Raw genomic sequence first — 16,586 nt, forward strand, 5'->3', positions numbered from 1 at the left:
GCCGCCTCAGCGAAGATAGACCCGGCCGGGGTCCACGTCCTCGCGCAGCAGCCGCAGTTCGGCCGCGGTCGGCGGCGGCACGGTCGCCACCCGGTCGGCCACCGCCAGCTCCCAGCCGGTCGCCGCCCGCACCTGATCCACCGTCACCCCCGGGTGCGTGGCGACCAGACGCAGTTGGTCACCGACGCCCTCGCGGGCCAGGATGCCCAGTTCGGTGATGACCCGGGTGACCCCCGCGCCCAGCGGCCGGATGCCCTCCGCCAGCGCCCGGTCCGGTCCCGGTGTGGTGCAGAAGTCCAGGAACTCCGTGAAGGAGCGCGGGTCATGACGGCGCATCACCACGAAGACCTCCCGTGAGTTGGCCATCACCTCGACCCCGCCGCCGGACCCCGGCAGCCGTACCTCGGGACGCTCCCAGTCCCCGATCACCGAGGTGTTGAGGTTGCCCCACCGGTCGATCTGCGCGGCCCCCAGGAACCCGACGTCGATGTGCCCGCCCTGGAGCACATAGCCGAACAGCGCGGGCATCGACAGCACGGCCTCCGCACCGGAGATCAGCACCGCGTCGGCGATCGTCTCCGGCAGATGCGAGGGGTGCGCCCCGCACACCCCGGACTCGTAGACGACCTCGATCTCCGGGGCGACCGTCAGACGGGCCAGCTCGGTGGCGAGAGTCGGCAGCCCGATCCCGGCGAACACCGTGCGGCGCGCGGCCAGTTCACGGGATGCGACGACGGAGAGCAGCTCCGAGGACGTGACGGACGTGACGGATGTGGCGGATGTGGTGGAGGTGACGGATGTGACGGATGTGACGGACGCGGTGGTGCCCGCGTCCGGTGCGGTGGTGGTCATGACCTGTTCCCTCTCCCTCGGCGCGCTCACAGCCGCCGCCCGTAGTCCACCGGTTCGCTGAGCGCCTCGCCGACCGCGAGCCCCGCCCAGAACTCCTCGCCCAGCTTGTCGACGTACGCGGCGTGGTCCTCGGTGCCGTACACCCACTCCCGGAGCCACTCCCGCAGCCGCTCCGGGTCCTTGCTGATGTGCGACCAGGCGCGGTAGAAGGCGTTGTCACGGTCGTAGTAGCCCTGCGCGAAGGACGGGTGCGCGCCGCGCGGGCAGACCACCACCGCGTCCACCGCGTGCGCGGGGATCAGGGTGCGGTTGGGGTCGGAGCGCACCACCTCGTCGGCGACGACCTCCTCCACGACGACGATCGCCTTGTCCGCCGCGTAGACCGCCTCCGCCTGGATACCGGTCAGCCCCCACATCTGGGTGTTGCCCCGGCGGTCCGCCCGCTGGGCGTGGACGATCGTCACGTCCGGGTTCACCGGCGGGACGACGTAGATCCGCTCCTGCTCACCGTCCGGTCCCGGATAGGGCGAGGTCACCGTGCGCAGGTCGCTGTTGATCCCGGGCAGGTCGCTGCCGCCGTAGCTGCGCAGCGGATAGAAGGGCAGGCGCTGCGCACCGGCGAGGTAGCGGCAGACCATCCCGTAGTGGCTGTACTCCTCGAAGGCCAGCGGCGCCGGGTCGGCGCGCTCGATCCTGCGCCGGAGCTCACCGAGCGAACCGGCGGAGGAGTTGCCCACGAAGGAGGAGACCAGCCGCGAGACACAGCCCGCGGCGATCATCTGGTCCACCACGATGTCCGCCGTCATCCGCACCACCGTGAGGTCGCGGCGGCCCTGCCGGATGATCTCGTGCCCGGCGGCGGTGGGGACGAGGTGGGTGAAGCCTTCCAGGCTGACGGTGGCGCCGTCGTGCACGAAGGAGGCGACGGCCTCCCTCATCGACATGACCACGCCGGCTCCGGCGGCCGTATCCGTCCGTTCCACGGTGCTCCTCGGCGAGTGTGTGGGGGGTGTCCCCAGGGGGTGTCCTCCTACCGTGTCAGCGGCTATTGATTGCTGTCCAATACCGAATTAGGGTCCCGTCAAGACCGCAGAGCTATGAATGGAGGGTCCGATGGAACTGCGTCACCTCGCCGCGTTCACCGCCGTGGCCGAGGAGCTGCACTTCGGCCGGGCGGCCCGGCGCCTCCAGATGGCACAGCCCCCGCTCAGCCAGCAGATCCGCCAGCTGGAGAAGGAGCTGGGCGTCCAGCTCTTCGAGCGCAACACCCGGTCCGTCCGGCTCACCGGCGCGGGGGAGTCGTTCCTCGGACCCGTCCGCGCGGTCCTGGAGGACCTCGACACGGCGGTACGGGCCGCCAAGGCCGCCGGGCGCGGGGAGTACGGCCGCGTCACCGTCGGCTTCGCCGGGGCCTCCAGCCACGAGACCCTGCCCCGGCTGACCCGGGCGGTGCGGGCGGCCCACCCCGCGCTGGAACTGGTCATGAAGGGGCAGACCTACGCCAACGTCGCCCTGTCCCGGGTCGCCGACGGCTCCCTGGACCTGGGGTTCGTCCGCCTCCCGGTGACCCAGCCGGGCGTGGCCCACCGGGTCATCGACGAGGAGGAGCTGCTGTGCGCGCTGCCCTCCGACCACCACCTGGCGGGCCTGGACAGCGTCCCCATCGCGGTCCTGGCCGAGGAGCCCTTCGTCTCCTTCCCCGCGAACGCCGGTTCCTCGGTGCGCGACGCGATGGTCCAGGTCTGCGAGTCGGCCGGCTTCAACCCGCGCGTGGTGCAGGAGGCGCCCGACTCGTACACGATCCTGGCCCTCGTCGCCGCGGGCGTCGGCGTCACGCTCACCGTCTCCTCGGTCCGGCACATCCAGCAGAGCGGGCTCGTCTACCGGCCCCTGGCCGGTCCGCCCGTCCGGCGGCAGGCGGCCCTCGCGTGGCGCACCGACAACCCCTCACCGGCGCTGCGGGCCGTGCTGGCGGTCGCCGAGGACGCCCTGCCGACACCCCGTCACCCGGGCTGAGGCGCCCGGCGCCGAGACCCCGTCGTCCGGACCGAGACGCCCGGCGGCGGACCCGGTCATCCGGATTGAGACGCCCGGCGTCTGGAAAGGCCGCCAACTCGATATTGGACCGACTCAGTGGTCGGGTGCGAAGGTCAGCCCACACACCCGAGCCGCCGAAAGGTGTTCCGCCGTGCCCGATCAGACCGATGTCGTCATCTGTGAACCGCTGCGCACCCCCATCGGGCGCTTCGGCGGAGTCTTCGCCGGGCAGACGCCCGCCGCGCTGGCCGCACGCGTCATCGCCGAGGTCGTCGCCCGTACGGGAATCGACCCCGGCCGGGTCGACGAGGTGATCCTCGGCCATGCCTACCCCACCGCCGAGGCGCCGGCCGTCGGCCGTGTCGCCGCGCTCGACGCGGGGCTCCCCGACACCGTCACCGGTCTCCAGACCGACCGCCGCTGCGGCTCCGGCCTCCAGGCCGTCCTGGACGCCGCCATGCAGATCCGGGCCGGCTTCAGCGACGTCGTCGTCGCGGGCGGGGTGGACGTGATGAGCGCCGCCCCCTACTACACCCACGACGGCCGCTGGGGCATCAAGGGCCCCGGCCTCCAGCTCCACGACTCCCTCGCCCGCGGCCGGGTCACCGCGGGCGGCGTCCACCACCCCGTGCCCGGCGGCATGATCGAGACCGCCGAGAACCTCCGCCGCGCCTACGGCATCAGCCGCGCCGACCAGGACGCGCTGGCCCTGCGGTCCCAGGCCCGCGCCGCCCGCGCCGTACGGGAGGGGCGCTACGACGCGGAGACCGTCCCCGTGACCGTACGCACCCGGAAGGGCGAGACCACCGTCACCGCCGACGAGCACCCCCGCCCCGACACCACCGCCGAGCAACTCGCCGCGCTGCGCCCGATCATGGCCAAGAGCGACCCGGAGGCCACCGTCACCGCCGGCAACGCCAGCGGCCAGAACGACGCGGCCGCCGCCTGCCTGGTCACCAGCGCCGCCACCGCCGAACGGCTCGGCCTCACCCCGCTCGTCCGCCTCGTCTCCTTCGCCCGCGCCGGAGTGCCCGCCGCGACCATGGGCCTCGGCCCCGTACCGGCCACCCGCGCCGCCCTCGGCCGCGCCGGGCTCACCCTCGCCGACCTCGACCTGATCGAGATCAACGAGGCGTTCGCCGCCCAGGTCCTGGCCTGCACCCGCGAACTCGGCCTCGGCGAGAGCGACCACGAGCAGCGGATCAACGTCAACGGCTCCGGCGTCTCGCTCGGCCACCCGGTCGGGGCCACCGGCGCCCGCGTCCTCGCCACCCTCGCCCACGAGATGCACCGCGGCCAGGCCCGCTACGGCCTGGAGACCATGTGCATCGGCGGCGGTCAGGGCCTCGCCGCGGTCTTCGAGCGCGTCACCGCCTGACCCTCCCTCACCGCCTGACCCCCGCCCCCTCACCACCCACTCCACCGCGCCGCCGTCCCCGTACCACCCCGCGCGGCGCAGGGCGTCCCCCGGGCGACGCCCCGGTCCGTCATGCCCTCATCCGCTTGATCAACGATGTCCACGGGAGCCACCTATGAGTGCGTCCACCGCAACCGCACACGAGAAGACGAAAGCCGCCAACCGCGCGGGGTTCGGGGCCTTCATCGGCTCCACCATCGAGTGGTTCGACTTCTACATCTACGGGACCGCGGCCGCCCTCGTCTTCGACAAGGTGTTCTTCCCCGAACTCGAAGGCCCGCTGGGCACCCTGGTCGCCTTCGCCACCTTCTGGGTCGGCTTCCTCGCCCGCCCCCTCGGCGGCGTCGTCTTCGGCCACTACGGCGACCGGCTCGGCCGCAAGAAGACCCTCGTCATCACCCTGCTGATCATGGGCGTCTCCACCACCGCGATCGGCCTCCTGCCCGGCTACGCCTCCATCGGCATCGCCGCCCCGATCCTGCTGGTCCTCATCCGCATGATCCAGGGCATCGGCCTCGGCGGTGAGTGGGGCGGCTCCGTCCTGATCGCCTCCGAACACGCCCCCAAGGGCAAGTCGGTGCTGTACGGGGCGTTCGCCCAGCAGGGCTCGCCCGTCGGCAACACCCTGTCCACCCTGAGCTTCCTGGCCATCAGCCAACTGCCCGACGACGCCTTCGTCGCCTGGGGGTGGCGCGTGCCGTTCCTCGCCTCCGCGGCCCTGGTCGTCGTCGGTCTCCTCGTGCGGCTGAAGGTCGCCGAATCGCCCGCCATGGCCGGCCTCATCAAGAAGAAGGAGGTCGTCAAGCTCCCGCTGACCGAGGTCCTGCGCAAGCACCCCATGCTGATCGTCCTCGGTATCGGCGCCTGCACGATCGGGCTCTCGGCGACGTACTTCAAGTCGACGTTCGCGCTGTCCTGGGCGACCAGTTCGCTCGGCTTCGACCGCAGCTCGTTCCTGACGATCATCCTGGTCGCCAACATCACCCAGATCGTCGTCCAGCCCTTCGGCGCGGTCATCGCCATGCGGATGAAGAGCTGGTCGCGCGCGGTCGTCGTCATGCTGGTGCCCGAACTGGTCCTGATGCCACTGATGTTCGTCCTCATCAGCACCGAGAACTACGGCCTCGCCATGGTCGGTGTCGCCGTCGCCACCATCCCGCACTGCCTGTACTACGCGGCCCTCGCCGGTATGCTCGCCAGCCGCTTCCCCGCGCACGTCCGCTACACCGGCATCTCGCTCTGCTACCAGCTCTGCGGCACCCTGCTGGGCGGCACGACCCCGATCATCGGCCAGTTCCTCCTCAACCGGACCGGCTCCATCACCGCGGTCATCGTGTACGCCGTCTTCCAGGTGGCGCTGAGCCTCGGCTGCATGCTTCTGCTGCTCCGGCGCCCCAACCACGACGAGCTGGCCGCCGACACGGCCGCCGGTCCCCGTACCGCCCCCGTCGCCGCCTGACCCGCCCCGACGCACCGAACGGAGAAACCACCGATGCCCCTGACCGTCCACGGCCTCCCGGAGATCCTCGCCCTCGGCGGGCGCGACCTCGGGCACTCCGGTTGGAAGGAGGTCACCCAGGAGCTCATCGACGCCTACGCCGACGTCTCCGGTGACCACCAGTGGATCCACACCGACACCGCCCGCGCCGCCGAGGGCCCTTACGGACGCACCATCGCCCACGGTTACATGGTGCTGAGCTGGGGCATCCCGATGTTCGCGGAACTCCTCCAGGTCACCGGCGTGGGGCGCGCGCTCAACTACGGGGTGGACCGGGTCAGGTACCCGGCGCCCGTCCCCGTCGGCAGCCGCGTCCGGCTGCACGCCACGGTCACCGGGGTGCGGGAGGAGGCCCGGGGCGGGGTGCGGATGACCCGCGCCTTCACCTTCGAACGCGAGGGATCGCCGAAGCCGGTCTGCGTCGCCGAGTCCCTGACGTACTACGTCTCCGCCTGAGGGACGGCGTCCCCGAAGGCGGGCGGGGCCGCTTCCCGGGGGACGGGGAGCGGCCCCGGGCCGTCAGAGGCGGCTCGCGGGTTCCGGCCGGGGCAGCCCCTCGGGCACGTCCGCCGCCGCGAGGTGGTCGTCGGTGGCGTCCGGGTCGACCAGCCGGTTCAGCCGGGCCGGGACGTCGAAGCCGACCAGCACCACCACGATCACGGTCCCCGCGAAGGTCAGCACCGCGAGCGCCTGCCCCAGGTCCATCCCGGACGCCAGCCGCGCCCCGAGGACCGGCGCCACGGCCCCGCCGAGCGCCCCCACGTTGTACGTGAAGCCCAGCGCGGCACCACGGCTCGCGGTGGGGAAGTGGCCGCCGATCCAGCGCGGCAGCAGCCCCGAGATCCCGAAGCTCGTCGCCTGGAGCAGGAAGAGCAGACAGCCCAGCAGCAACAGGTTGTCGTGCACCATGAAGACCGGGAAGACGAACGCCAGCGAGGCCAGCAGGGTCACCGCGTAGGCCTTCTTCGCGCCGATCCGGTCGCCCAGGAAGCCCGCCGTCCAGCAGCCCGCCATGGTGCCGAAACCCGCGAAGTACAGGACGTCGGTGACCTGGCCGGTGCTGTAGCCCAGTTCGGACTTGAGGTAGGTGGGCAGGAGCGCCTGGATGGGCCAGGAGTACAGGAACGCGAAGAACAGCGTCACGATCATCGACACGTACAGCAGCCATCCGCGCTTCCCGCCCAACTGCACCGCGAACGCGACGAGGGCGAGGCCCGCGACCACCGACAGCACCGGCACCAGGCCCGCGCCGCCGGGGGTGAAGACCAGGAAGAGCGAGAGCGTGGCGGCCACCACCAGGACCGTGTTGACCAGCGCCAGTCGCGGGGTCCGGAACAGCGGCCGGAACGGGTTCGGCCGGGCACCCCGCTCCGCCACCTCCGCGGTCCACTCCTCGGCCTCCGGCAGGGCCCGCCGCATCCACAGCGCGACCGCGATCGGGATCAGCCCCAGATAGAACATCCAGCGCCAGCCGAGGGAGGGCACCACCCAGGTGTAGACCTGGGCGGCGAGGACCGAGCCGACGGAGAAACCGGAGATCAGGAAGCCGCTCGCCCGGCCGCGCAGCCGGGCCGGCCAGCTCTCCATGACGTACGTGGCGCTGGCGCTGTACTCACCCGCCATGCCCATGCCGATGGCGAGCCGGGCGGCGAAGAGGCTGTGGTAGTTCCACGCGAACCCGCAGGCGAAGGTGCCCAGTGAGTAGAGCAGGATGCTCAGCACCATGGAGAGCTTGCGGCCGTAGCGGTCGCCGAGGGCGCCCAGCACCGCCCCGCCCAGCCACCGGGTGACGAAGGCGCCGGAGACCAGGCCGGCCGCCTGCACCGTGGTCAGCCCGAAGTCGTCGCTGATCTCGGTGAGGACGAGGGTGATCAGGACGAAGTCGAAACCGTCGAGGACGTAGCCGATCCAGGCGGCGAAGAAGGACTTCCACTGGGTACCGGTCACCTCGCGGTACCAGGGCAGCGTGGGGGGTGGTGTCTGCACGGTGCGCTCCATGGTGCGGGACGGCGTCTCGTCGCCGGGCAGCCGTCCCGCGGGGGTGGGTCGGGCCGCTCAGGGCCGGGCGAGGCCGGCGACGAAGCGGGCGGTCAGGGCGGTGGGTGCGGTGATGGCTGTACCGACCACGACGCTGTGCGCGCCCCGGGCGATCGCCTCGGCGGCCTCCCCGGGGGTATTGATACGGCCTTCGGCGACGACCGGTACAGAGATCGCGGCCGAGAGAGATGTCACAAGGTCCAGGTCGGGGCCGGTCCGCTTCGGGGTCCCGGGCACATAGCCGGACAGCGTCGTGGAGACGAAGTCCGCCCCCAGCGCGGCGGCGGCGATCCCCTCGTCGAGGGTGGAGACGTCCGCCATGACCAGGGCGCCCGCCGCGTGCACGGCGGTGACCAGCTCGGCGAAGTCCGAGCCGTCGGGGCGCGGGCGGTCGGTGGCGTCGGCGGCGACCACGGCCGCACCGGCCTCGACGATCGCCAGGGCGTGCCGGACGGTCGGGGTGATGTAGACGCCGGTGTCGCCGTCCTTCCACAGGCCGATGACCGGCAGGTCCACGGCCTTCACGATCGCGGCGACGACCTCGGGTCCGTTGGCGCGGATCGCGCTGCCGCCGCCGGCGACGGCCGAGAGGGCGAGGCGTACCAGGGTGGCGGTCTCCCGCATCGGGTCGCCGGGGGGCGCCTGGCAGGAGACGATCAGCCGGCCCCGGAGGGTGTCGGCGAGATCCTGAGCGGTCATCGGAGGGCTCCCGGGTGGTGGAGGGGAAGGGTGGTGGTCAGGGCCGCGGCGCCGGTCACGGCGGCGTCGTGGCCGAGGAGCGGGGGCTCGGGCAGGAGCCCGCGCAGCGGTGGCATCAGCTCGGCCGCGAAGGCGGCGGCCAGCGCGTCGCCGTACAGCGGTCCGATCCTCGGGACACCGCCGCCGACGACGACCCGGTCGGGGCCGAGCGCGTTGGCGAGTCCCCCGAGGGCGCGTCCGGCCGCCGTGGCACCGGTGGTGACGGCGCGTACGGCGGCCGCTTCGCCCCCGGCGGCGCGGGCGGCGACCGTTTCGAGCCGGTCCACCGGGGCGCCGGTGAGCCGCTCGTAGTGGGCGGCGATGCCGGGGCCGGAGGCGATGACCTCCAGGTGCCCGGTGGCCCCGCAGGTGCAGGGCAGCCCGGCCGCCTCCGCGCTGGGCAGATGGCCGAGGTGGCCGGCGATGCCGTACGCGCCGTGCAGCATCCGGCCGTCGACGGCCAGCGCGCCGCCCACGCCCGTACCGACGGCCGCGAACAGCAGCGAACCCCGGCCGTCCGCCAGCGCGGCCAGCTCCGGACCGGCGGTGGCGCGTACGTCGTTGTCGCAGGCCACCGGCAGTCCCGTACGGTCCGCGAGACCGGCGCCGAGCGCGGTGCCCGCCCAGCCGCTGATCGAGTCGGTGGCGCTGGTGACCAGGCCGCTGTGGGGATCGACGACCCCGGCGGCGGCGATGCCGAGCGCCGTGGCCAGCCGGCCCGGGTCCACCTCGGCCGCCGCCCCGGCGAGCGCGTCGAGCACCGCCCCGGCCCCGTCCCGCGCGGGGGTGGGCCGGGTGTGCCGGGCCAGCACCGTGCCGTCGGCCGCGAAGAGCGCGGCCGCGATCTTCGTCCCGCCGAGGTCGAGGCCGATCACGACGGCCCCGGTCGCGCGGGCGCTCATCGGACCGGCGGCAGACCGGCGCCGCGCAGCCGCTCCGCGACCAGCGCGACGGACTCGGCGGACAGCGGGATCTGCGGGAAGGCGGTGGCGCCGTTGTCGATCACACCGAGCAGCCGCAGCGCCTCCTTGAAGGAGCCGAGCGCCGAGGAGCTGCGGCCCATGTCCTCCTCCGGGCCGGCGTCCACCATGGCGAACAGCTCGACCAGCCGCTCCTGCTCCCGTGCGGCGAGCGCCCAGTCGCCGGCCCGCGCGGCGTCGTACAGCCGGACGTAGCCGGCCGGGTCCACGTTGCCGATGCCGGGCACCACACCGTCGGCCCCGGCCAGCAGCGCCGCGTCCACGGTGAGTTCGGAACCGGTCAGCACGCTGAAGTGCGGCACGGGCCCCCGGGACCGGCCCTCGCGGCCGCCGAGCTCCACGATCATCCGGCGCAGCCCGCCCTCGTCACCGCTGCTGTCCTTGAGACCGGCCAGGGTGCCGTCCTCCGCCAGCTCGCGCACCAGGGCGGCGGAGAGCTTGGAGTGCACCGCCACCGGGATGTCGTAGGCGAACAGCGGGAGATCGACGGCGGCGCGCAGCCGGCGGAAGTGCGCGGCGATCTCCTTGGGGTGCGTACGGGTGTAGAACGGCGCGGTCGCCACGAGGGCGTCCGCGCCCAGTCCGGCGGCGGCGCGCGCGTGCTCGGTGACCCGCGCGGTCGTCGTGTCGATGACGCCGGCCAGGACCGGGACCCGTCCGGCGGCCGCGGTGACCACGGTCTCCAGGGCGGTGGCGCGCTGGGCGTCGGTCAGATAGGCGACCTCGCTGGTCGAACCGAGCGCGAAGAGACCGTGGACGCCGCCGTCGACGAGGTGGCCGACGAGCCGGGCGAGCGAGGCCGTGTCGACCTCCCCGCGTGCGTCGAGCGGGGTGCAGACCGGCGGTACGACGCCGTGCAGCGGTGCGGTCAGGGGCATGGTGAGGGGCTCCAGCTCGTTCGGGACATCGGCCCGTTTTCCGGAATCCTCCGGCACGTCCTCCGAAGACCTCCGGAGGGCCGCCCGGAAGGGGAGACGGACCAGAACATGAGACGTAAGATGTCCTATGTCTGGGGCTTACCTTAGACAGATGCCCCGGCGGCCGGTCAAGAGGCACCGGCACCCGGCGACACCTCAGGAGGACCGCAGTGGCCCGCCCCACCATGGCTCAGGACATCGAGCGAAGGATCAAGGAACTGATCCTCGAACGCAGGCTCGGACCCGGTGACCCGCTGCCCACCGAGGCCGAGTTGATGGAGCTGTTCTCCGCCGGACGGGTCTCCGTGCGCGAAGCGCTCAAGGCGCTCCAGGCCGTGAACGCCGTCGAGATCCGGCGCGGCTTCGGCACGTTCGTCGGCTCGCTCTCCCTGTCGCCCTTCGTCGAGGGGCTGGCCTTCCGGGCCGCCGTCCGGCACGGTCAGGGCGAGCCGGGCCTGCTGGAGCTGATGAAGGTGCGCGAGGCGCTGGAGACCGGCCTGATCGGCCCCGTCACCGCGGGCGTGCCCGCGGAGGACCTGGCCGTGCTGAGGGCGCTGGTCGCCACCATGGAGTCCGAGGCCGCCCGGGACGGCCGGGTCGCCCGCGCCACCGACCGCGCCTTCCACCTCGCGCTCTACTCCTCGCTCGACAACCACCTCCTGAGCGAGGTGCTGGACGCCTTCTGGGCGGCCATGGACCGGGTGCGCGAGGACCTGGACGACGGCCACCAGGACCCCGCCGTCACCTGCGCCCAGCACCACGAGATCGTCGAGGCGGTCGCGGCGGCGGACGGCATGCGGGCGGTGCGCGCCATGCGCACGCACTTCGACGGCATCCGCGGCCGGCTCGAACCTCAGCCCGCCTCGGCAGCGGCGTCCGGGGCAGCCTCGGGAGGCCCGTCCGCGCCCGCGTCGGCGTCAGGGACCGCGCCCGCGCCCGCGTCCGCGTAGAGGTAGCTGGTGGCGCCCGCCAGGGTGGCCCGGCACCAGGCCTCCACCGCGCCCTGGTCCATCGCGGTCCAGTCCGGGGCCCGTTCCACCTGGGCGCGGCCCAGCCTGCGGCCCAGCTCCACCAGCCGTGCCACCTCCGGGGTGCGCTCGCGCGCGTAGGAGCGCAGGGCCTCGGCGGGTGAGGCGGACGTCCGCAGTGCCTCCTCCAGGTACAGGGCGTCCTGGAGCGCCTTGACGGCGCCGCTCGCCGTGTGCGGGCGGGTGACCCCCGCCGCGTCCCCCGCCAGCAGGAACGGCGGGTCCGCGGTGAGGGGCGCGCGCACGTCCGCGACGGGGTGGCAGGTCATCGCGGTGTGCTCGCCGCGGGCGACGATCCCGGCCCACTCCGCGGGGAAGTGCCGCTCGGCGATCTCCCGTACGTGGGCGACCTCGCCCGGGGACCGGCCCGGCGGCGTCGCGTAGATCGCGTAGGCGAGCAGACGCTCGTCGGGCCCGGCGCCGCCGCCCCGGGGGATCAGGTAGAAGATGCCGTGCCCGCCGGGGAAGCCGATCGTGACCCAGGCCTCGCGCAGCAGTTCCCGCGGCCGTGGGTGCTCCGCGAGAGCGCTCGGCGGAAGCGTGCCGCGCCACACCGCGTACCCGGCCGGGGCGGCGCGCACCGAGGGTGCGAGGAGGCGGCGGGTGAGCGAGCGGTGCCCGTCGGCGCCCGCGACGACGTCGTACGTCTCCTCGCCCTCGGCCGTCCGTACGACCGCGCGCCCGGCGGCCGTCCGTCCGAGGGAGAGCACCGGGCGCCCCCGGTGGTAGCGCGCGCCGGTGGTGGCGGCGCGCAACGCCTGCCACAGCAGACCCCAGTTGCACGGGGTCACCGGGCTGGGCTGACGCGCGAACTCACGCGCCGACCGTCCCCCCGGCTCCCGGGTCAGCCAGACACGGGTCGCCACGGGGGCCGTCGGCATGGCGGCGTCCAGATAGCCCGCGCCGACCAGCCGTTCGTGCAGCGCGGGCGGGACGACGATGCCGAGCCCCCGGTCCTGGAGCGCGCCCGCGCTGCGCTCGTACACCGTGACGTCCGCCCCCGCCCGGACACCCGCGACCGCCATCGCGCACCCGGCGACGCTGCCGCCGACCACGCCCATCCGTACACCCGTCGCCGCCATGGAGCTGCCGCCTGTCCGTCGTCCCGGGAGGTGCCGTCCCCGTATCGTCGCAGCCGGCCGGAGTGGGTACAGCGGTTTCCGGGGCCGTCCCGGCTCCGGCACGAGGCGGAGCCGGGACGGGGGAGCGCCGGGACGGGGGAGCGCCGCCTCTGTCCGGGGCCTACGGCGTCACGGTCACCGTGCGGCTCCCCGAGGCCTGCTTGCCGTCGGCCTGGTAGGTCACGGTGAGCTTGGCGTCGCCGGAGGCACCGGCCGGGATCGTGACCGGGACCTTGATGTTGGCGCCCTCACCCGGGCGCGTCGCCGGGAAGGCCACCCGCTTCGTCGTCCAGCCGCCGGGCACCGCCAGGTCGAGCGTGCCCGCGCTCCGGGTCACGTCCATGCGGTTGACGACCCGGACCGTGACCTCCGTGCTGGTGCCGGCCTTCAGGGTGGCCGGCGGGGTGATGGTGATGTCCGCGCAGGTGCCGCCGAGCCACTTCAGGTCGAAGGAGGAGTAGGTGATGGCCTGGACGTTGCCGCGCTCGTAGAGCAGCCCGAGCCGCCCGTCGGGCAGCCGTGTCAGCGTCGAGTACGCGGCGCTGCCGGGCTCGACGACCTTCCGGATCGGCCAGCTCCTCCCGTTGTCGCAGGACATCTTCACGGTGAGGTTGCTCCGCGAGGAGGTGCTCTCCGTGTTGCTGAACAGCAGCCACGAGGACTGCGGGTCGGACGCGGCCGCGTCGGGGGCGTAGCGGATGACCGAGCCGTTGTTCGCCGGGTCGGGCAGGTTGGTGTCCTGCGTGAACGGCGTGTAGGTGACGCCGCCGTCGGTGGAGTAGGCGACGGTGCGGTACGGCGCGGAGCGGTTGTTGAGCATGATCCGCCCGTCGTTCAGCTCGACGGTCTTGTTCTCGTCGCCACCGGGACCGACCGGCGTGCCCATCCTCCACGTCTCGCCGTGGTCGTCGCTGTACGCGCTGACCGCGTAGTTGGCCCCGTTGTCGCGGATGGCGTACTGCTGGATCAGCCGGCCCTTGTACGGGCCGTTGCGCAGCTGGATGCCCTGGCCCGAGGCGGCGAACATCCCGGCCCAGGCCGGGTTCTTGATCTGCCGGGTGATGCGGCGGTGGGTCCAGGTCACCCCGTCGTCGTCCGAGTAGCTGTAGTCGGCCTGGAGGACGTCCGGATCGTTCTCGTCGTTGCCGGTGGCCGATCCGAAGAAGCCCTGGTTCACGGAGCTCGCGTAGAAGACGAAGATCCGGCCCGTGGTGGTGTCGGTGAGCAGGCTCGGGTCGCCGAAGCCCTTGGGGGCGGCCTCCTTGCGGACGACCTGCTGGGTCTGCCAGGTGGTCCCGCCGTCGGTGCTGCGGCGCAGGACGACCCCGAGGTTGCCGGGCAGGTCACCGAGCGTGGGGCGGGCGTCGTAGGCGGCGAGCAGGGTGCCCTTGGTGGAGGTGGTCAGCGCGGGGATGCGGTAGTACGGGGACCCGACGCCCGCGGTGGCGATGTCCTGGACGGTCAGTTCGCCTGCGGCGGCGGCGGCGGTGGTGGGGGCGCCGTGGGCGGTGCCGGCCGCGGTGGCCACCAGGACGGCGGCGGACAACAGGGCGACGGTGACTCTGCGCTGCATGAACGGTCTCTCTTCTTGTGAGGGGGAGAGGTGCGGAGAGGGAGCGGAGCGCGGCGTTACGGGCCGACGCGTCAGGGGATGGAAAGGGTGCACACCCGGCTGCCGGAGTCGAAGATCTGTAGTTCTTCGATCATCTTCAGGGCGATCCGGTGATGGCCCCGCTCGTTGGGGTGGAGCCCGTCGTTGAGCAGGGACAGAGGGACCTGGCCGCCGTTTCCGGTCAGCCAGTCGTCGTAGTGGTCGACGAAGACCACGTTCTGCTGCGCGGCCACCTCGCCCATGACCCGCGCGTAGCCCGAGAGGGCGACCCGGCCGGGCCACTTGGCCGGATCGACCGGGTTGGGCGCCTGCAGGACGGGCACCGGCGATCCGGGCAACGCGCGCACCGAACCGACCAGCGAGACGAGATTGGCCCGGTAGGTTTCCAGGCCGAGGCCCGACGTCGCGATGTCGTTGGTACCGATCATGATCGAGACGACCTTCGGCGAGAAGGCGGTGACCCGCTCGCCGAAGGAGGCGGTGAGATCGGCGCTCGTGGCACCGCTCACCCCCGAATCGATCACGAAGTCGCGGTTCTTCGGCTTGCCCAGTTCCCAGCGGACGCGCTCGGTCCAGTGCTCCGGGTAGCTGCGCCAGCCGTTGGTGTGCTGGGCGCCGTGGGTGATGCTGTCGCCGGTGAAGACCCAGGTGGCGGGGGTGTCGCTGTTGAGGATCGTGGAGATCCGGCCGTGGTCGGCGACAACCGGTCGCGGGCACTGGGCCACCAGTTCGCCCGCGTCGAGCACCCGGTCCCAGACCGCGGCCCGCTCGACGGTGCCGGTGAAGAACCATTCGCCGGACGGGTGGTCACTGTCCCGGTTCGCTCCGAGCGTCAGGGCGGTCAGCCCTGACACGCTGCCGAAGAACGGACGGCTCGCCGTCTCGAACACCACTTGGCCGCCCGCGTGGAGGCGGGTTCCGGCGCCGTCCACGGTGACGGCGACGGTGTGCTGCCGCCCGTCGTCGTACCGTGTCCTGGTCATGACATTGACGAGTACGGCGCCCCGCTGCCGTACCGAGAACTGCAGGGCTCCGCCGCTGAGGTTCAGCGTGAGGTTGGAGGAAGGGGTGGACGGATCGGACGCGCTGATCAGCGTCATCGCGTCGTGGTGGCTCGTGGTGCGGAAGGTGACGAGGATCGTTCCCGTGGTGAGTGGAGCCACGGCCCCCACCTGGGGCGACAGGTCGACCTGCCCGCCCCCGTCCAGGTCCACGGCTGTGCCGTGGTCCACCAGCGGGCCGCTGCGGGAAGCGGCGAAGGCGTGGCCGGCCAGGGGGCCGGTCAGGGCCGCCGCGCCTGCGGCGAGGAGCATGGAACGTCTGCGCACGGAGCTTCCTCCGGTCAGGAGAGGGCGGCCTGCCCGGTCGGCAGGCCGGCGAACAGGGAGCGCACCCAGGCCAGTTGTTCCGCCCGGTGGTGCTCGGTGCCGCCCTCGTGGCCGTTGAACTCGTAGACCCGCACGTCCTTGGGGCCCGCGTAGCGGTGGTAGGCCGTGAAGCAGGTGGAGGGCGGACAGATCTCGTCCATCATCGCGATGGAGAACAGCGCGGGCGCGGTCGCCCGGGTGGCGTGGTGCGCCGCGTCGAAGTACGACAGCGTGCGGAAGACGGACGCGGTGCGGTCACGGTGGAGCTGGAGGTAGGCGGCGATCTCGGTGTACGGCGGGACCCCGGCGATCCGCGCGGCCCGGGGGATGTTGCAGAGGAACGGCACGTCCGGCATGACCCCGGCCAGCCCGTCCACCAGCCCGGCGACCGCCAGCGCGATACCGCCGCCCTGGCTCACCCCGGTCACCACGACGCGGGCGGGATCGACCTCGGGGTGCTCGCGCATCGCCTCCACGCAGCGCACCGCGTCGGTGAACACCCGCCGGTAGTAGTACGTTTCGGGGCTCTCGACGCCCCGGGTCAGGAAGCCCGGCACGGTCCCGGACGCCCCGGGGTCGGTGTCGGCGGTGACCCCGCCCGCCGCCGACCAGCCCTGCCCCCGGGTGTCCATGACCAGGTGCGCGTATCCGGCGCAGGCCCAGGTCAACTGCTCGTGCGCCAGCCCCCGTCCGCGCCCGTAACCGAGGAACTCCACGACGCAGCCCAGTGGTTCGGTGGCCCCGGCGGGCATCCGCAGCCAGCCGCGCACCGGACGGCCGCCGTACCCGGGGATGCTCACGTCGTACGTACGCACCTGTGTCAGCCCGCAGTCGACCTCCTTGAACCGCGGCTTGTCCGGTGTTCCGTCGTGGGGCGCCTCGGCGAGCGTGGCGGACCAGAAGTCGTCGAAGCCGTCCGGCAGCGGGAGTTCGGGCCGGTAGGTGAGGCAGTCCGCGAGCGGGAGATCGGCCGACGGCATGG

At 73.0% G+C, this 16,586-nt stretch carries 15 protein-coding genes; 5 read left to right on the forward strand and 10 right to left on the reverse strand.

All coding sequences use genetic code 11. The annotated features are described in order from the left end of the window. Positions 1–6 precede the first annotated feature (6 nt). The gene (locus B9S64_RS27495) at positions 7–852 is read right to left on the reverse strand and encodes a CoA-transferase subunit beta (protein ID WP_258037691.1); all 846 of its coding nucleotides are present in this window, start codon (positions 850–852) and stop codon (positions 7–9) included. A 26-nt stretch (positions 853–878) separates the two neighbouring features. Further along, positions 879–1,796, reverse strand: a complete 918-nt coding sequence (locus B9S64_RS27500) for a CoA transferase subunit A (protein WP_103488956.1) — start codon at positions 1,794–1,796, stop codon at positions 879–881. A gap of 169 nt (positions 1,797–1,965) precedes the next feature. On the opposite strand from B9S64_RS27500, the gene B9S64_RS27505 reads away from it, so the two are divergent. The 4 genes from B9S64_RS27505 (at position 1,966) to B9S64_RS27520 (ending at position 6,260) form a co-directional block, all read left to right on the forward strand. Then, positions 1,966–2,868 carry a LysR family transcriptional regulator gene (locus B9S64_RS27505; RefSeq protein WP_103488948.1) on the forward strand — a complete coding sequence of 301 codons (903 nt, stop codon included), beginning with the start codon at positions 1,966–1,968 and terminating at the stop codon, positions 2,866–2,868. Between the two features lie 172 nt (positions 2,869–3,040). After that, entirely contained in the window at positions 3,041–4,267 is a 1,227-nt protein-coding gene (locus B9S64_RS27510; RefSeq protein WP_103488949.1) for an acetyl-CoA C-acetyltransferase, read from the forward strand. 154 nt (positions 4,268–4,421) lie between these two features. Further along, positions 4,422–5,765, forward strand: coding sequence for an MFS transporter (locus tag B9S64_RS27515; RefSeq protein ID WP_103488950.1), 1,344 nt, complete (start codon positions 4,422–4,424; stop codon positions 5,763–5,765). A 33-nt stretch (positions 5,766–5,798) separates the two neighbouring features. Then, positions 5,799–6,260, forward strand: a complete 462-nt coding sequence (locus B9S64_RS27520; RefSeq protein ID WP_103488951.1) for a MaoC family dehydratase — start codon at positions 5,799–5,801, stop codon at positions 6,258–6,260. Between the two features lie 63 nt (positions 6,261–6,323). Here the strand turns inward: B9S64_RS27520 and B9S64_RS27525 are convergent, their stop codons facing one another. From B9S64_RS27525 to B9S64_RS27540, 4 genes are read right to left on the reverse strand one after another with little or no spacing between them, the layout of a single operon-like run. Then, positions 6,324–7,802, reverse strand: a complete 1,479-nt coding sequence (locus B9S64_RS27525) for a sialate:H+ symport family MFS transporter (protein ID WP_103488952.1) — start codon at positions 7,800–7,802, stop codon at positions 6,324–6,326. 57 nt (positions 7,803–7,859) lie between these two features. Further along, entirely contained in the window at positions 7,860–8,540 is a 681-nt protein-coding gene (locus B9S64_RS27530) for an N-acetylmannosamine-6-phosphate 2-epimerase (RefSeq protein WP_103488953.1), read from the reverse strand. Continuing rightward, positions 8,537–9,481, reverse strand: coding sequence for an ROK family protein (locus B9S64_RS27535; protein ID WP_109492154.1), 945 nt, complete (start codon positions 9,479–9,481; stop codon positions 8,537–8,539). Before B9S64_RS27535 ends, B9S64_RS27530 begins: the two co-directional genes overlap by 4 nt. Further along, entirely contained in the window at positions 9,478–10,437 is a 960-nt protein-coding gene (locus B9S64_RS27540; protein WP_103493099.1) for a dihydrodipicolinate synthase family protein, read from the reverse strand. The genes B9S64_RS27535 and B9S64_RS27540 overlap by 4 nt, the downstream gene beginning before the upstream one ends. A gap of 209 nt (positions 10,438–10,646) precedes the next feature. On the opposite strand from B9S64_RS27540, the gene B9S64_RS27545 reads away from it, so the two are divergent. Beyond that, positions 10,647–11,426: a FadR/GntR family transcriptional regulator gene (locus tag B9S64_RS27545; protein ID WP_103493086.1), complete on the forward strand. Its 780-nt coding sequence runs from the start codon at positions 10,647–10,649 to the stop codon at positions 11,424–11,426. On the opposite strand, the gene B9S64_RS27550 is transcribed toward B9S64_RS27545, so the two are convergent. The 4 genes from B9S64_RS27550 to B9S64_RS27565 all read right to left on the reverse strand — a co-directional run bounded on the left by B9S64_RS27550 (position 11,330) and on the right by B9S64_RS27565 (position 16,584). After that, on the reverse strand, positions 11,330–12,586 hold the full coding sequence (locus B9S64_RS27550; protein WP_103493087.1) for an FAD-dependent monooxygenase: 1,257 nt from the start codon (positions 12,584–12,586) through the stop codon (positions 11,330–11,332). The genes B9S64_RS27545 and B9S64_RS27550 overlap by 97 nt on opposite strands. A gap of 160 nt (positions 12,587–12,746) precedes the next feature. Beyond that, complete coding sequence (locus tag B9S64_RS27555) at positions 12,747–14,198, reverse strand: exo-alpha-sialidase (RefSeq protein WP_103493088.1); 1,452 nt, start codon at positions 14,196–14,198, stop codon at positions 12,747–12,749. A 71-nt stretch (positions 14,199–14,269) separates the two neighbouring features. Next, the gene (locus tag B9S64_RS27560; RefSeq protein WP_258038005.1) at positions 14,270–15,565 is read right to left on the reverse strand and encodes a GDSL-type esterase/lipase family protein; all 1,296 of its coding nucleotides are present in this window, start codon (positions 15,563–15,565) and stop codon (positions 14,270–14,272) included. A 14-nt stretch (positions 15,566–15,579) separates the two neighbouring features. Then, the gene (locus B9S64_RS27565) at positions 15,580–16,584 is read right to left on the reverse strand and encodes an acetylxylan esterase (RefSeq protein WP_103493090.1); all 1,005 of its coding nucleotides are present in this window, start codon (positions 16,582–16,584) and stop codon (positions 15,580–15,582) included. Positions 16,585–16,586: the final 2 nt, after the last annotated feature.

Origin of the sequence: Streptomyces sp. SM18 (assembly GCF_002910775.2) — a bacterium.
GTDB lineage: Bacteria > Actinomycetota > Actinomycetes > Streptomycetales > Streptomycetaceae > Streptomyces > Streptomyces halstedii.

Excerpts from the sequence above, each read along its gene's own strand:
- B9S64_RS27530 (WP_103488953.1), bottom strand. The coding sequence starts at position 8,540 with ATGACCGCTCAGGATCTCGCCGACACCCTCCGGGGCCGGCTGATCGTC.
- B9S64_RS27500 (WP_103488956.1), bottom strand. The coding sequence starts at position 1,796 with ATGTCGATGAGGGAGGCCGTCGCCTCCTTCGTGCACGACGGCGCCACC.
- B9S64_RS27495 (WP_258037691.1), bottom strand. The coding sequence starts at position 852 with ATGACCACCACCGCACCGGACGCGGGCACCACCGCGTCCGTCACATCC.
- B9S64_RS27540 (WP_103493099.1), bottom strand. The coding sequence starts at position 10,437 with ATGCCCCTGACCGCACCGCTGCACGGCGTCGTACCGCCGGTCTGCACC.
- B9S64_RS27550 (WP_103493087.1), bottom strand. The coding sequence starts at position 12,586 with ATGGCGGCGACGGGTGTACGGATGGGCGTGGTCGGCGGCAGCGTCGCC.
- B9S64_RS27505 (WP_103488948.1), top strand. The coding sequence starts at position 1,966 with ATGGAACTGCGTCACCTCGCCGCGTTCACCGCCGTGGCCGAGGAGCTG.
- B9S64_RS27515 (WP_103488950.1), top strand. The coding sequence starts at position 4,422 with ATGAGTGCGTCCACCGCAACCGCACACGAGAAGACGAAAGCCGCCAAC.
- B9S64_RS27525 (WP_103488952.1), bottom strand. The coding sequence starts at position 7,802 with ATGGAGCGCACCGTGCAGACACCACCCCCCACGCTGCCCTGGTACCGC.
- B9S64_RS27565 (WP_103493090.1), bottom strand. The coding sequence starts at position 16,584 with ATGCCGTCGGCCGATCTCCCGCTCGCGGACTGCCTCACCTACCGGCCC.
- B9S64_RS27520 (WP_103488951.1), top strand. The coding sequence starts at position 5,799 with ATGCCCCTGACCGTCCACGGCCTCCCGGAGATCCTCGCCCTCGGCGGG.
- B9S64_RS27535 (WP_109492154.1), bottom strand. The coding sequence starts at position 9,481 with ATGAGCGCCCGCGCGACCGGGGCCGTCGTGATCGGCCTCGACCTCGGC.
- B9S64_RS27555 (WP_103493088.1), bottom strand. The coding sequence starts at position 14,198 with ATGCAGCGCAGAGTCACCGTCGCCCTGTTGTCCGCCGCCGTCCTGGTG.